This window comes from Streptomyces sp. ISL-1, assembly GCF_018614585.1.
Taxonomy (GTDB): Bacteria; Actinomycetota; Actinomycetes; order Streptomycetales; family Streptomycetaceae; genus Streptomyces; species Streptomyces maoxianensis.
This window is the reverse complement of record NZ_JAGGOI010000038.1, coordinates 64,374-77,777: the sequence shown is the minus strand read 5'-3', so window position 1 is coordinate 77,777 and position 13,404 is coordinate 64,374. Positions and strand designations below refer to the sequence as shown.

Sequence of the window (13,404 nt, the reverse complement as noted above, 5' to 3'; positions counted from 1 at the left end):
ACCACTGACAGACGTCGCGCACCTGTGGATATCCGCTGGTCACCACGGTGCCGTGAGCGGCCCCACGCCGCGCCTTCTCCACTCCTGTTCCACGCCTACTCCACCCCGACGAGCAGCGGAGTCGACCCCCGCCCGCCCCGGTACACCATGGTGTCCACCGCCAGGTAGCCGTCCCGTACGTACCGCTCCAGGCGGTCCGCCACCGTGTCGCCGTCCGGGACGTCCTCTCCCAGGACCAGCGTCACCAGCTCGCCCCCCGCCGCCAGCATCCTGTCCAGCACCGCCTCCGCGGTGGCCGCCAGGTCCGCGCCGATCACCGCCACGTCGCCGTCGATCAGGCCGAGGACGTCTCCGGCCTGGCAGACGCCCGCCGTCGTCCACGACTGCCGTTCCGCGACGGCGAGTTCGGCATAGCGCGTCGCGCCCGCTGCCGCCGTCATGGCGACCACGTCCTCGTCGAAGCGGCGGTCCGGCTCGTGCACGGCGAGGGCCGCGATGCCCTGGACTGCCGCGCGGGTCGGGATGAGGGCGACCCGTACACCCTCGGTACGCGCCTGTTCGGCGGCCGCCGCGGCGGTGTGGCGGAGCTCCGCGGAGTTGGGCATGAGGACCACCTCGCGCGCGTGCGCGCGACGGATCGCGTCGACCAGCTCGCCGCTGGCCGGCGGCTCCCCGGGACGGGCGAGAACCGTTGTGGCACCCGCCTCCGCGCACAGGGCCGCCAGGCCCTCCCCGGGGACGACCACGACGACCGCCCGCTGCACCGGCTCCGGTTGCCGGGACAGTGCCGCGCTGTCGAAGTGCGTGATGCGGATCCGGTACGGCCGCCCCGCCTCGACGCCCGCCTCCACCGCCGCGCCCGCGTCGTCCACGTGTACGTGGACGTTCCACAGACCGTCCCCGCCGACGACGACGAGCGAGTCGCCGAGCCCGTCGAGCCGCGTCCGCAGCCGGGCCACCGCCGCGTCGTCCGCCTCCAGGAGGTAGATCACCTCGAAGGCCGGGCCCCCGTCGGCGCACGACTCCGGACCCGGGTCACCGAGCCCATGGCGGACATGAGCCAGCACAGGCGCCACCGGAGGGGCCTCCCCCGTCACCGCCTCGACCAGCGCCCCGAGCACCATGAGCAGCCCTCGCCCGCCCGCGTCCACGACCCCCGCGCGCTCCAGCACGGCGAGCTGCCCGGGTGTGGCGTCAAGTGCCACCCGGGCCCCCTCGTACGCCGCCCGTACCGCATCCTGCGGGGACGCGCCCGCGGCCTGCGCCGCCGCACCCGCCACCGTCAGGATCGTGCCCTCGACGGGATGCGCGACCGCCTCGCGCGCCAGAGCGGCGGCCCGGTGCAGCGCGCCGGCCAGGTGATCCCCGTCTCCGAGCCGCTCGGCCATGCCCCGCAGCAGCTGCGCCAGTATCGTCCCGGAGTTCCCTCGGGCGCCGATCAGCGCCCCGTGGGCCATCGCCCGCACCACGTCGGCCGGCGAGGGCGCCGAAGACCCGGTCTCGTGCGCCGCGAAGACGGCCTCCACGGCCTGGGCAGCGGACTCCACGGTCAGATAGAGGTTTGTGCCGGTGTCCCCGTCCGCGACCGGATAGACATTGATCGCGTCGATCTCCGCGCGCTCGCGGCCCAGGGCCTCCAGCGCCAGTGAGCACCAGGTGCGTACCGCTGCGGCGTCGAGGGTCTGCGGCACCTGGTGATCCTCCTTGAGAGGCCCGGAAAGGGCCGTGAGCAGCGGGGTTGCACCGCAGGGTAGACCCCGGCCGGGAGCGCGGTCCGGGGCGGGGGCGGGAGAAGCCATGGTAGTTTCGTATCTCGGACGCAGTCGTTGTATGCTGCTCCGGTTGCCCGATGAAAGTCGGGCCATTCCCCCGGCAAAGCCACCAATCAGATCACTGATCCGGCGCGCCGGAATTCACTGTAAGTGCATCTGAAGTCTTTGGAGTGACCGTGGCTGCCAACTGCGACGTCTGCGGCAAGGGGCCGGGCTTCGGCAACAGCATTTCGCACTCGCACCGCCGTACGTCCCGTCGCTGGAACCCGAACATCCAGCGTGTGCGTGCCGTGGTCAGTGGGACGCCGAAGCGGCTCAACGCTTGCACCTCGTGCATCAAGGCCGGCAAGGTCTCGCGCTAACACCGACGTTTCGTCGTAGCGCAGCCCGTCCGGTTGCCTTTGAAGCCGGTCCACCTCGGTGGACCGGCTTTTTAGCATGCCGATGTCCGGGCCGTATCTGTCCTCGGCATCTGTCCTCGGCATCTGTACTCGCGCGACGGTCAGCGCCACCGCCATGCGTGATCGACCGGGCCGATCCCGCCGCCCAGAGGGAATCCGGCCGCGATCGCCCCGGTGACGTACTCCTTCGCGGCGCGCACGGCCTCCGGGACGCCCATCCCCTTCGCCAGACCCGACGCGACCGCGGACGCCAGGGTGCAGCCCGTCCCATGGGTGTGCCGGTTGTCGTACCGGGGCGCGCGCAGCCAGTGCTCCTCCGCGCCGTCCGTCAGCAGGTCCACCGCGTCGCCCGCGAGATGGCCTCCCTTGATCAGCGCCCACCGTGGCCCGAAGCCGAGCACGGCCTCCGCGGCCCTTCGCATCCCCGTCTCGTCCTCGACCACCACACCGGTCAGCCGGCCGACCTCGTCCAGGTTCGGCGTGGCCACGGTGGCGACCGGCAGCAGCTTCTCGCGTACGGAGTCGAGCGCGGAGGCGGCCAGCAGGGGGTCGCCGTGCTTGGAGACGCCCACCGGGTCGACGACCACCGGTGCGTCCAGATCGGCCAGCAGCTCGGCGACCGTCTCGACGAGCGACGCGGACGCCAACATTCCGGTCTTCACGGCCTGTACGCCGATGTCGTCGACGACGCTGCGGTACTGCGCCCGTACCGCGTCGACCGGCAGCTCCCACGCGCCCTGCACACCCAGGGAGTTCTGCGCCGTGACCGCGGTGAGCACGCTCATGCCGTGCACCCCGAGCGCCAGCATCGTCTTCAGGTCGGCCTGAATGCCCGCGCCGCCGCCGGAGTCGGACCCGGCGACGGTGAGCACTCTGGGAGGTACGCGAGGAGGTATGTCCATGCGCCCGAATCTACTTGCCGTCCTCGATGTCCCCGAAGTGGTCCCAGCCGCCCTTGCTGGTCCACGGCGCACCGTCGACCGTCACCTGCGGCAGCGCCGACGGATTGAGCACCTCGCCGATCACCTTCCAGCGGGCCGGCAGCTTCACGTCCGGCGGGAAGGTCGCGACGATGGCGTGGTCCTCTCCCCCGGTCAGCACCCACTGCAGCGGGTCGACGCCGACGGCCTGGCCGATGTCGTTCATCTGCGAGGGGATGTCGATGGAGCCCGAGCGCAGGTCGATCCGGACCTTGCTGGCCTCCGCGATGTGCCCGAGGTCGGCGACGAGTCCGTCGCTGATGTCGCACATGGCGGTGGCGCCGAGACCGGCCGCCGCGGGTCCCGCGTGGTACGGCGGCTCGGGCCGCCGGTGCGCCTCGACGAAGGCGCGCGGCGAGCGGAAGCCGCGCGAGAGCACCGCGTGCCCGGCGGCCGACCAGCCCAACCAGCCGGTGTACGCGACGACATCGCCGGGCTTGGCGCCGGCCCGGGTGACCGGTTCGTAGTTGCGCAGATCACCGAGCGCGGTGATCGCGAGGGTGATGACATCGCCGCGTACGACATCGCCGCCGACCACCGCGGCTCCGGCGACCTGGCACTCGTCGCGGATGCCGTCCATCAGCTCGGTGGCCCAGGTGACCGGGAGTTCGGCCGGTACGACCAGGCCGAGCAGCAGCGCGGTCGGGACCGCGCCCATCGCCGCGATGTCGGCCAGATTCTGGGCGGCAGCCTTGCGGCCGACGTCGTACGCGGTCGACCAGTCGCGGCGGAAGTGCCGTCCTTCCAGCAGGACGTCCGTGCTCGCCACCACCCTGCGGTCGGGTGCGGCCACGACCGCGGCGTCGTCTCCGGGTCCGAGCCGGACCGCCGGGGTGGAGGTGAGCCGGGAAGTGAGCTCCCTGATGAGCCCGAACTCCCCCAACTCGCCCACAGTGCCCTTCACCGAGTCTCACCTCTCCGTCGTCCTGCCGGGGTGCCCGGCAGCGCTGCTTGTTTGCGGTCGCGAGCCATCTGGGCCGTAGGTACCGTCAAGAGATACGCCAACTTCTTCTTTCTGTACGCCACACTGCGGGCGTCACCCGGCGCGCGGGTCTCCCCGCGGCCCTCGGGGACGCGATACCGTGGCGTCCCTTCCCCCCACATGATCCTCGTGGCCGCCCTGGAGGTTCCGTGGTACAGGCGTACATCCTCATTCAGACCGAGGTGGGCAAGGCGTCGACCGTCGCCGAGACCATCGGCAAGATTCCGGGAGTGATCCAGGCCGAGGACGTGACCGGTCCGTACGACGTGATTGTGCGTGCCCAGGCCGAGACAGTCGATGATCTCGGTCGCCTGGTGGTCGCCAAGGTCCAGCAAGTGGACGGCATCACCCGCACCCTGACCTGCCCGGTCGTGCACCTGTAGCCCCCGTCTACGCTTGGCCGGTGACGTATTCCCGCCGCCGGCCCTTCTGTCTGTCCGCTGCCGCGCTGATGCTGCTGGCTGCCGCGGGCTGCTCCTCCACGGACGCCGCGGTGACGATCACGGTTCCAAGCCCGCCGGCGGAGGAAGCGGCCCTGTGCGGCGCGCTGCACAGGGAGCTTCCGAAGTCCGTGGCGGAGCAGGACCGTAACGACCCTGAGCCGGCTTCCGAACTGACCGCCGGCTGGGGCGATGCCGCGATCGTACTGCGCTGCGGCGTCCCCCGGCCGGACAGGATGAGCGCCCCCCAGTCACAGGGCGTGGAGGCGAACGGCGTCAACTGGCTGGTGGAGGAGGAGCCCGAGGGCCCGCGCTTCACCACGACGTATCGCAAGACCTATGTCGAGGTCACCATGGACAAGCGGTACGCCCACGACATCACGCCGCTCGCCGAACTGGCCGACGCCGTCAAGAAGACGGTGCCGGCCACGCTCGACGTTCAGTAGGCCTGCCGCGGTTCAGTAGGCCCGCCGCGGCCCTTTGATCCTCAGCGCAGTCCGGTCGGGCGGCGCAGCGCCGCCTGGATCAGCCGGTCGACCAGCTCGGAGTAGCCGACGCCGCTCTCCTGCCACATCCTCGGGTACATCGAGATCGGCGTGAAGCCGGGCATGGTGTTGATCTCGTTGATGACGAACTCGCCGTTCTCCTGCAGGAAGAAGTCCGCGCGGACCAGTCCCTCGCAGGACGCGGCGTCGAAGGCCTCGACGGCGAGGCGGCGCACCTCGGCGGTCTGCTCGTCGCTCAGCGGCGCGGGCACGAGACCGGCCGCGGAGTCGATGTACTTGGCCTCGAAGTCGTAGAACTCATGGGCCGTGACCGAAGGGATCTCGGCCGGGACGCTGGCGCGCGGGCCGTCCTCGAACTCCAGGACGCCGCACTCGATCTCGCGGCCGCGCAGCAGCGACTCCACGAGGATCTTGGGGTCGTGGCGCTGGGCCTCCTGGATCGCCTCGTCCAGGCCGGAGAGGTCGTCGACCTTGGTGATGCCCATGGAGGACCCGGCGCGGGCCGGCTTCACAAAGAGCGGCCAGCCGTGCTCGCCGGCGAAGTCGACGATCTTCTTGCGGGCGGCGGACGGGTCGAGCTCCCACTCGCGGGGGCGGATCACCTCGTACGGGCCGACGGGCAGGCCGAAGGAGATGAAGACGCGCTTCATGTATTCCTTGTCCTGGCCGACTGCCGAGGCGAGGACGCCCGAGCCGACATACGGGACCCCGGCGAGCTCGAGGAGGCCCTGAAGGGTGCCGTCCTCGCCGTACGGGCCGTGCAGCACCGGGAAGACGACGTCGACCTCGCCGAGTGCCTTGGGTACGGCGCCGGGCTCGCTGTAGACGACCTCGCGGTTGGCGGGGTCCACAGAGAGCACGACGCCGCCCTCGGTGGAGTCTGCGAGCTGGTCCACGCTCGGCGTCCGCCGGTCGGCGATCGCCATCCGGTCCGGTTCGTCGGCGGTCAGCGCCCAGCGGCCGTCCGTCGTGATGCCGATCGGCAGTACGTCGTACTTCGTACGGTCGATGGCGCGCAGGACGGCGCCGGCGGTGACCACGGAGATCCCGTGTTCGGAGCTGCGACCGCCGAAGACGACGGCTACGCGCGGCTTGCGGAGCTGCTGCTCAGGGCTCTGGGGGAGGTTCTCGCTGCTCATATCGCGATGAGACTACCCGCTACCGGCGGCATGGGGGGATGCCCCCACGGGCACGGCTTGCCGTGTCAGCGGCGCTCGGACTTGGCGGCGCGTGACATCAGCTCCTTGAGCGCGACGACCGGCGGCTTGCCCTCGTGGACGATGCCGACGACTGTTTCGGTGATCGGCATGTCGACGCCGTGCCGGCGTGCCAGATCGAGCACCGATTCACAGGACTTGACGCCTTCCGCGGTCTGCCTGGTGACCGCGATGGTCTCCTGGAGCGTCATGCCGCGGCCGAGGTTGGTGCCGAAGGTGTGGTTGCGGGAGAGCGGCGACGAGCAGGTGGCCACCAGGTCGCCCAGTCCGGCGAGGCCGGAGAAGGTCAGCGGGTCCGCGCCCATCGCGAGTCCGAGGCGAGTGGTCTCGGCCAGGCCGCGGGTGATCAGCGAGCCTTTGGCGTTGTCGCCGAGGCCCATGCCGTCCGCGATGCCGACGGCGAGGCCGATGACGTTCTTGACGGCGCCGCCGAGTTCGCAGCCCACCACATCGGTGTTGGTGTACGGGCGGAAGTACGGGGTGTGGCAGGCGGACTGGAGACGCTGGGCAACGGCTTCGTCGCGGCAGGCGACGACGGCCGCGGCCGGCCGGCGCTGGGCGATCTCCTTGGCGAGGTTGGGGCCCGTGATCACCGCGACGCGCTCGGCGGGGACCCCGGCGACCTCTTCGATGACCTCGCTCATGCGCTTGGCGGTGCCGAGTTCGACGCCCTTCATCAGGGAGACGAGGACGGTCCCGGCCGGCAGCCTGGGCGCCCAGTCGGCGAGGTTGCCGCGGAGCGTCTGGGAGGGGACGGCGAGGACAGTGAAGTCCGCGCCGTGCAGCGCCTCGGCCGGGTCGGTGGTGGCCCGGAGCGAGGAGGGGAGCTCAATTCCCGGCAGATAGTCGGGGTTGGTACGGGTGGTGTTGACGGCGTCGACGAGTTCGGCGCGACGGCCCCAGAGGGTCACCTCGCACCCCGCGTCCGCGAGCACCATGCCGAAGGCCGTGCCCCACGAGCCAGTTCCGAATACCGCTGCCTTGGTGGCTGCGCGCGTCACTTGGTGCCCTCCTCGGCGGCCTTGCGGCGCTGCTTCGCGAGTACTTCGCGCAGATCGTACGTATTTGTGGGCGCCTGCTCGCCGCGCACTTCCTCCAGCAGTCCGGTGACCGCGGCCATGATGGTCTCCGTCGCCTCCTTCAGCACCTCGGGCGTCGCCTCCTCGCCGTAGAAGCGGTCGAGGTCGACCGGCGGACCCGCCTTCACCTGGAGCGTCTTGCGCGGGAAGAAGCGGAACTTGTTCTCCTTCGCGTACGGCGGCATCGCCAAGTTGGCGCCCCACTGCGCGATCGGAATGACGGGCGCCTTGGTCAGCAGAGCCGCGCGTGCGACTCCGGTCTTCCCGGTCATCGGCCACATGCCGGGATCCCGGGTGAGGGTGCCCTCGGGGTAGAAGGCGACGCATTCACCGCGCTCCACCGCATCCACAGCGGCGCGGAACGCGCCATAGGCGTTGGAGGACTCGCGGTAGACGGGAATCTGGCCCGTGCCCCGCAGCAGCGTCCCGACAACGGGCGCCTTGAAGAGCGCGGCCTTGGCGAGGAATCGGGGCACACGTCCGGTGTTGTACTGGAAGTGGCCGTACGAGAACATGTCGAGATACGAGTTGTGATTGACGGCGGTGATGAATCCGCCGTCCGCCGGAATGTGTTCCATTCCCCGCCAGTCCCGCTTGAACAGAACCAACAGCGGCGGTTTCGCGATGGCCGCCGCCAGGCGGTACCAGAAGCCGATTCTACGGCGGGACACTCGGACACCCTCCTCTATTGCCGGGTCACCGCCCGGCTGCTGGGGGTCAAGTGTCGCCCCAGGCCCCTGGTCTGTCGAGGACACGGTACGCCCCGGCCCAGGGCCCGGCTCTCAAATCCTTCGCGGCCTCGCGCCACAATGGGGTCCGATAGGCACACGGACGGAGAGCTCGCCACGAACACCGACTCGAAGGTCCGCTGGTCCCTGGTCGTCCCGCTGAAGCCCCTTGTACTGGCAAAGAGCAGGCTCGCCAAGGCCGCGGACGACATTCTGCGGCCGCATCTCGCCCTCGCCTTCGCCCAGGACACCGTGGCGGCGGCACTGGCCTGCGAAGCCGTGCGGGATGTGGCAGTCGTCACGGACGACCCGGCGGCCACGGCCGAGCTGGCCGCGCTGGGGGCGCGGATCGTGCCGGACTCCCCGGCGGCGGGCCTCAACGCGGCGCTGGCGCACGGGGCTGACGCGGTGCGGGCACTGCGGCCCGCGGCGGCGGTAGCCGCACTCAACGCCGATCTTCCCGCATTGCGTCCCGCGGAATTGGAACGGGTCCTTGCGAGGGCTTCGGTATTTCCCCGGGCATTTCTGACGGATGTGGCCGGAATCGGTACGACGTTGCTCTCGGCGGCCCCCGGCGTGGAATTGCGCCCCGCTTTCGGCGGCCGTTCCCGGCGTCGGCATTCGGCATCGGGAGCCGCCGAAATCCTGCTTGATGACGTCGATTCGGTACGCCAGGACGTGGATACCGGGGACGATCTGGCGGCCGCGCTCGCGCTCGGAGTGGGCCCGCGGACCGCGGAGCGCTGGGCGGCCGGCGCCCACGCCCTGGACGGCTGAGCGGGCGGCTAGGCTGGCCCGCATGCAGGCGACCTCGTACACCTACGACTCCCGGACCCGCAGCGGGAGCGTGCTGCTCGACGACGGCACCCCGGTGGAGTTCGACGCCGCGGCTTTCGACGCGGGCGGTCTGCTGATGCTCCGGCCGGGCCAGCGCGTACGGATCGAGACCGAGGGCGAGGGCGCGACCCTGCGGATCACCCTGGTGACGCTGCAGACCCTCTGACCGCCGCGCCGCTGTTCCTCTTCAACGCCGCGGGCCGGGCTCCCCGAGGGGAAGCCCGGCCCGGCGCGTGAGTGGCCCTGTGACCGTTTACCGCTTACTTCTTCCTGGCGGCGGCCCTTTTGGCGGTCGTCTTGCGCGCCGTCGTCCTCTTGGTGGGCGCCTTCTTGGCCGTGGCCTTCTTGGCCGGTGCGGTCTTCTTGGCGGTCGCCTTCTTGGCGGTCGTCTTCTTGGCGGCGGCCTTCTTCGCCGTCGTCTTCTTGGCGGCGACCTTCTTCGCCGTCGTCTTCTTCGCCACCGCCTTCTTGGCGGTCGTCTTCTTGGCGGCGACCTTCTTCGCCGTGGCCTTCCTGGCGGTGGCCTTCTTGGCCGCGGCCTTGGCGGTCGTGCGCGTGGGAGCTCCGCCCGAAAGGCTGCCCTTGGGGGCCTTCTTGACGGAGACCTCGCCGCCCCTCGGGAGCTTCTTCGAGCCGCTCACCAGGTCCTTGAAGCCCTGGCCCGCACGGAATCGCGGCACCGAAGTCTTCTTGACCCGCACGCGCTCACCCGTCTGCGGGTTGCGGGCGTAACGAGCAGGACGGTCGACCTTCTCGAACGAACCGAAGCCGGTGACCGAAACCCGGTCTCCGCCGACAACTGCGCGGACGATCGCGTCAAGTACCGCGTCGACAGCCTCGGCGGCCTGCTGACGGCCGCCGACCTTGTCGGCAATCGTTTCTACGAGCTGCGCCTTGTTCACGTCTTCCCCTTCGGAGACATTGCCCGGAACGAATGCGTCCAGGCTTTTTCGCACGTTAGGCAGATATATACCGCAAATCAAACACGAAACGGGCTAATCACCCTAGTGCCGCAACGAAGTCGACCGTCGCGGGACTTTGGGTGTCAGTCGCCTTCAGGGAATCGGCCCTCGTCGAGGTCCTTCATGAAGCGGTCCAGACGCCTTGCCGCATCCGGGAGATCGTGCTTCGCCGCGGCCGTGACGACCAGCAGCTTCCGGGACAGCGCCATCCTTACGCCCTCCGGGACTTGCAGTGCACGCACCCTTGTGTGCGCTTCCTTCAATCGGGCGGCGACTGCCTCGTAGAGCTCGAGTTGGCTGTCGCGTTCCATGCACCGATTGTGCCATCTGAGGCGAGTTGTCGCCCGACGGGGTCTCAACAAGCGACTGCGCCCCCCACCGGACGGTGGGGGGCGCAGTCGGGGAAAAGCGCTGCTCAGGCCTCAATTGTGCGGGGTTTGAAGGCCGGTCGGGAGGCCTCGTAAGCCGCGATGTCCGCTTCGTTCTGAAGGGTGAGGCTGATGTCGTCGAGACCGTTCAGCAGCCTCCATCGGGCGTTCTCGTCAAGCTCGAAGTCGGCCGTGATTCCCGTGGCCAGAACCTGGCGCTTCTCCAAGTCCACGGTGATTTCGGCACTCGGGTCGGCCTCGGTCAGCTCCCAGAGCGCGTCCACGACCTTCTGCTCCAGAACCACTGTCAGCAGGCCGTTCTTGAGCGAGTTGCCGCGGAAGATGTCGGCGAACCGGGAGGAGATGACGGCCTTGAAACCGTAGTTCTGCAGGGCCCACACGGCGTGCTCGCGAGAGGATCCGGTGCCGAAGTCCGGTCCGGCGACCAGGACCGTGGCGCCCTGCCGCTCGGGCTGATTGAGGATGAACGACGAATCCTTGCGCCAGGCCTCGAAGAGCCCGTCCTCGAAGCCGTCGCGGGTGACCTTCTTCAGCCAGTGGGCCGGGATGATCTGGTCGGTGTCGACGTTGCCGCGGCGCAGCGGAACCGCCCGCCCGGTGTGCGTGGTGAAAGCTTCCATGGTTGCTCAGACTCCGGCGGTCGCGGGGGCTTCGGACAGGTCGGCGGGCGAGGCCAGATGGCCCAGTACCGCGGTGGCAGCGGCGACCTGGGGCGAGACCAGATGGGTGCGTCCGCCCTTGCCCTGCCTGCCCTCGAAGTTGCGGTTGGAGGTGGACGCGGAGCGCTCGCCGGGGGCCAGTTGGTCGGGGTTCATGCCCAGACACATCGAGCAGCCCGCGTGCCGCCATTCGGCGCCGGCGGCGGTGAAGACCTTGTCCAGGCCCTCCGCTACGGCCTGCAGCGCGACCCGTACGGAACCGGGGACCACCAGCATCCGTACGCCGTCGGCGACTTTGCGGCCTTCCACAATCGCGGCCACGTTGCGCAGGTCCTCGATACGGCCGTTGGTGCAGGAGCCTACGAAGACGGTGTCGACCTTGATGTCGCGCAGCGGCTGGCCGGCGCTCAACCCCATGTATTCCAGGGCCTTTTCGGCGGCCAGTCGCTCCGAAGCGTCGTCGTACGAAGCCGGGTCGGGGACGTTCGCCGACAGGGGCGCGCCCTGGCCGGGGTTGGTGCCCCAGGTGACGAACGGCGCCAGTTCGACGGCGTCGATGAACACCTCGGCGTCGAAGACGGCGTCGTCGTCAGTGCGCAGGGTCTTCCAGTACTCGACGGCGGCGTCCCATTCCGCACCCCTGGGGGCGTGGTCGCGGCCCCGCAGATAGTCGAAAGTGATCTCGTCGGGGGCGATCATGCCGGCCCGGGCGCCCGCCTCGATCGACATGTTGCAGATGGTCATCCGGGCCTCCATCGAGAGCTTCTCGATGGCGGAACCGCGGTATTCCAGAATGTAGCCCTGGCCGCCGCCGGTGCCGATCTTCGCGATGATGGCCAGGATCAGATCCTTGGCGGTGACAGTGTCGGGCAGTTCGCCCTCGACCGTGATGGCCATGGTCTTGGGGCGGGCCAGCGGCAGCGTCTGGGTGGCCAGCACATGCTCCACCTGGGAGGTGCCGATGCCGAACGCCAGCGCGCCGAAAGCGCCGTGAGTGGAGGTGTGCGAATCGCCGCAGACCACGGTGGTGCCGGGCTGGGTCAGACCCAGCTGCGGGCCCACGACATGGACGACGCCCTGCTCGACGTCCCCCAGCGGATGCAGACGTACGCCGAAGTCGGCGCAGTTCTTGCGCAGCGTCTCCAACTGGATGCGGGAAACCGGGTCGGCGATGGGCTTGTCGATGTCGATGGTCGGGGTGTTGTGATCCTCGGTCGCGATGGTGAGGTCGAGCCTGCGAACCTGGCGGTCGCTGAGGCGCAGACCGTCGAAGGCCTGGGGGCTGGTCACCTCGTGCAGCAGGTGCAGATCGATGTAGAGGAGGTCGGGCTCGCCCTCGGCGCGCCGGACGACATGGTCGTCCCAGACCTTCTCCGCGAGTGTCCTACCCATCGCTTTCCCTCCGGCCGACTGTTTCGCCGGCACAACTAGAGATCTTGTCGCGATCCCGTTGGTCAGCGGGCCGCAACTCCAGAGTGGCGGGTTCTGGGAAAAATTGAACTTGCGTTTCACAGTGTGAGACGTGAATATCGTTGCATGGACAACTCTAGCGGCGTCGGCGTTCTCGACAAGGCAGCTCTGGTATTGAGCGCACTGGAGTCCGGTCCGGCCACCCTCGCCGGGCTGGTCGCGGCGACAGGGCTTGCACGACCCACGGCCCATCGCCTCGCCGTGGCACTGGAACACCACCGCATGGTGGCGAGGGACATGCAGGGCCGGTTCATCCTGGGTCCGCGGCTGGCGGAGCTCGCCGCCGCGGCCGGTGAGGACAGGCTGCTGGCCACGGCCGGGCCCGTGCTGACTCATCTGCGCGATGTCACCGGCGAGAGCGCGCAGCTCTACCGCAGGCAGGGAGACATGCGCATCTGCGTCGCCGCGGCCGAGCGGCTGTCCGGACTGCGGGACACCGTGCCGGTCGGCTCCACGCTCACCATGAAGGCCGGCTCGTCGGCGCAGATCCTGATGGCCTGGGAGGAGCCGGAGCGGCTGCACCGCGGACTGCAGGGCGCCCGTTTCACGGCGACGGCCCTGTCCGGCGTACGGCGCCGGGGCTGGGCCCAGTCGATCGGCGAGCGAGAGCCGGGCGTGGCGTCCGTCTCCGCGCCCGTGCGCGGCCCCTCGAACCGCGTGGTCGCCGCCGTCTCGGTATCCGGGCCGATCGAGCGCCTGTCCCGGCACCCGGGCCGGATGCACGCGCAGGCTGTCATCGATGCCGCGGGCCGCCTGAGCGAGGCGCTGCGCCGCTCCGGCTGACCCCGCTGCTCACCTGCCGGCCGGCCGCTCCCACGCCGCAGGTGCCGTCCGGCACCCGTTTTCGGGGCTGCAGCGCCGGGGCCAGTGCCACTGGAGGGTGCGCGGCCCGGCACAGCGCAGCCGAAAGCGGGCCGCGGCCGTCCTTGCCGCGCAACTCCACTGCCTCGCACAGACTCCGCAGCAGCCAGAGCCGTCGTGC

The 13,404-nt window shown here is 70.0% G+C and carries 16 protein-coding genes; 6 read left to right on the top strand and 10 right to left on the bottom strand.

Annotated elements, in window-relative coordinates:
- Positions 1-95: 95 nt before the first annotated feature.
- Positions 96-1,691, bottom strand: coding sequence for a DAK2 domain-containing protein (locus J7E87_RS26860; RefSeq protein ID WP_308313090.1), 1,596 nt, complete (start codon positions 1,689-1,691; stop codon positions 96-98).
- Positions 1,692-1,948: 257 nt separating this feature from the next.
- Here J7E87_RS26860 and rpmB point away from each other — a divergent pair, with 257 nt between their 5' ends.
- Positions 1,949-2,134, top strand: a complete 186-nt coding sequence (rpmB, locus tag J7E87_RS26855; protein ID WP_215097120.1) for a 50S ribosomal protein L28 — start codon at positions 1,949-1,951, stop codon at positions 2,132-2,134.
- A gap of 140 nt (positions 2,135-2,274) precedes the next feature.
- Here rpmB and thiD read toward each other — a convergent pair whose 3' ends face one another.
- Complete coding sequence (thiD, locus tag J7E87_RS26850; RefSeq protein WP_215097119.1) at positions 2,275-3,075, bottom strand: bifunctional hydroxymethylpyrimidine kinase/phosphomethylpyrimidine kinase; 801 nt, start codon at positions 3,073-3,075, stop codon at positions 2,275-2,277.
- 10 nt (positions 3,076-3,085) lie between these two features.
- Complete coding sequence (locus J7E87_RS26845) at positions 3,086-4,057, bottom strand: thiamine-phosphate kinase (protein ID WP_215097118.1); 972 nt, start codon at positions 4,055-4,057, stop codon at positions 3,086-3,088.
- A gap of 227 nt (positions 4,058-4,284) precedes the next feature.
- On the opposite strand from J7E87_RS26845, the gene J7E87_RS26840 reads away from it, so the two are divergent.
- On the top strand, positions 4,285-4,518 hold the full coding sequence (locus J7E87_RS26840; protein WP_215097117.1) for an Lrp/AsnC family transcriptional regulator: 234 nt from the start codon (positions 4,285-4,287) through the stop codon (positions 4,516-4,518).
- 68 nt (positions 4,519-4,586) lie between these two features.
- Entirely contained in the window at positions 4,587-5,021 is a 435-nt protein-coding gene (locus tag J7E87_RS26835; RefSeq protein ID WP_215097198.1) for a DUF3515 domain-containing protein, read from the top strand.
- 41 nt (positions 5,022-5,062) lie between these two features.
- Here the strand turns inward: J7E87_RS26835 and J7E87_RS26830 are convergent, their stop codons facing one another.
- The 3 genes from J7E87_RS26830 to J7E87_RS26820 all read right to left on the bottom strand — a co-directional run bounded on the left by J7E87_RS26830 (position 5,063) and on the right by J7E87_RS26820 (position 8,048).
- Complete coding sequence (locus tag J7E87_RS26830; protein ID WP_215097116.1) at positions 5,063-6,220, bottom strand: D-alanine--D-alanine ligase family protein; 1,158 nt, start codon at positions 6,218-6,220, stop codon at positions 5,063-5,065.
- Positions 6,221-6,285: 65 nt separating this feature from the next.
- Positions 6,286-7,299 (bottom strand): NAD(P)H-dependent glycerol-3-phosphate dehydrogenase, encoded by a 1,014-nt coding sequence (locus tag J7E87_RS26825; protein ID WP_215097115.1) that lies wholly within the window; start codon positions 7,297-7,299, stop codon positions 6,286-6,288.
- Positions 7,296-8,048 (bottom strand): 1-acyl-sn-glycerol-3-phosphate acyltransferase, encoded by a 753-nt coding sequence (locus J7E87_RS26820; protein WP_215097114.1) that lies wholly within the window; start codon positions 8,046-8,048, stop codon positions 7,296-7,298. Before J7E87_RS26820 ends, J7E87_RS26825 begins: the two co-directional genes overlap by 4 nt.
- A gap of 138 nt (positions 8,049-8,186) precedes the next feature.
- Between J7E87_RS26820 and cofC the strand changes: the two genes are divergently transcribed.
- Together cofC and J7E87_RS26810 are read left to right on the top strand one after the other, a co-directional pair.
- Entirely contained in the window at positions 8,187-8,882 is a 696-nt protein-coding gene (gene cofC, locus J7E87_RS26815) for a 2-phospho-L-lactate guanylyltransferase (protein WP_215097113.1), read from the top strand.
- Between the two features lie 22 nt (positions 8,883-8,904).
- On the top strand, positions 8,905-9,108 hold the full coding sequence (locus tag J7E87_RS26810; RefSeq protein ID WP_215097112.1) for a hypothetical protein: 204 nt from the start codon (positions 8,905-8,907) through the stop codon (positions 9,106-9,108).
- A gap of 94 nt (positions 9,109-9,202) precedes the next feature.
- Here J7E87_RS26810 and J7E87_RS26805 read toward each other — a convergent pair whose 3' ends face one another.
- From J7E87_RS26805 to leuC, 4 genes are all read right to left on the bottom strand, one after another.
- Positions 9,203-9,844 carry an HU family DNA-binding protein gene (locus J7E87_RS26805; RefSeq protein WP_215097111.1) on the bottom strand — a complete coding sequence of 214 codons (642 nt, stop codon included), beginning with the start codon at positions 9,842-9,844 and terminating at the stop codon, positions 9,203-9,205.
- 143 nt (positions 9,845-9,987) lie between these two features.
- The gene (locus J7E87_RS26800) at positions 9,988-10,215 is read right to left on the bottom strand and encodes a hypothetical protein (RefSeq protein WP_215097110.1); all 228 of its coding nucleotides are present in this window, start codon (positions 10,213-10,215) and stop codon (positions 9,988-9,990) included.
- Between the two features lie 104 nt (positions 10,216-10,319).
- Entirely contained in the window at positions 10,320-10,913 is a 594-nt protein-coding gene (gene leuD / locus J7E87_RS26795) for a 3-isopropylmalate dehydratase small subunit (protein ID WP_215097109.1), read from the bottom strand.
- Between the two features lie 6 nt (positions 10,914-10,919).
- Entirely contained in the window at positions 10,920-12,344 is a 1,425-nt protein-coding gene (gene leuC / locus J7E87_RS26790) for a 3-isopropylmalate dehydratase large subunit (RefSeq protein ID WP_215097108.1), read from the bottom strand.
- A gap of 144 nt (positions 12,345-12,488) precedes the next feature.
- Between leuC and ndgR the strand changes: the two genes are divergently transcribed.
- Positions 12,489-13,205, top strand: coding sequence for an IclR family transcriptional regulator NdgR (gene ndgR, locus J7E87_RS26785; RefSeq protein WP_215097107.1), 717 nt, complete (start codon positions 12,489-12,491; stop codon positions 13,203-13,205).
- Positions 13,206-13,404: the final 199 nt, after the last annotated feature.

Excerpts from the sequence above, each read along its gene's own strand:
- thiD (WP_215097119.1), bottom strand. The coding sequence starts at position 3,075 with ATGGACATACCTCCTCGCGTACCTCCCAGAGTGCTCACCGTCGCCGGG.
- J7E87_RS26835 (WP_215097198.1), top strand. The coding sequence starts at position 4,587 with ATGCTGCTGGCTGCCGCGGGCTGCTCCTCCACGGACGCCGCGGTGACG.
- J7E87_RS26830 (WP_215097116.1), bottom strand. The coding sequence starts at position 6,220 with ATGAGCAGCGAGAACCTCCCCCAGAGCCCTGAGCAGCAGCTCCGCAAG.
- cofC (WP_215097113.1), top strand. The coding sequence starts at position 8,187 with ATGGGGTCCGATAGGCACACGGACGGAGAGCTCGCCACGAACACCGAC.
- J7E87_RS26810 (WP_215097112.1), top strand. The coding sequence starts at position 8,905 with ATGCAGGCGACCTCGTACACCTACGACTCCCGGACCCGCAGCGGGAGC.
- J7E87_RS26800 (WP_215097110.1), bottom strand. The coding sequence starts at position 10,215 with ATGGAACGCGACAGCCAACTCGAGCTCTACGAGGCAGTCGCCGCCCGA.
- leuD (WP_215097109.1), bottom strand. The coding sequence starts at position 10,913 with ATGGAAGCTTTCACCACGCACACCGGGCGGGCGGTTCCGCTGCGCCGC.
- leuC (WP_215097108.1), bottom strand. The coding sequence starts at position 12,344 with ATGGGTAGGACACTCGCGGAGAAGGTCTGGGACGACCATGTCGTCCGG.
- ndgR (WP_215097107.1), top strand. The coding sequence starts at position 12,489 with ATGGACAACTCTAGCGGCGTCGGCGTTCTCGACAAGGCAGCTCTGGTA.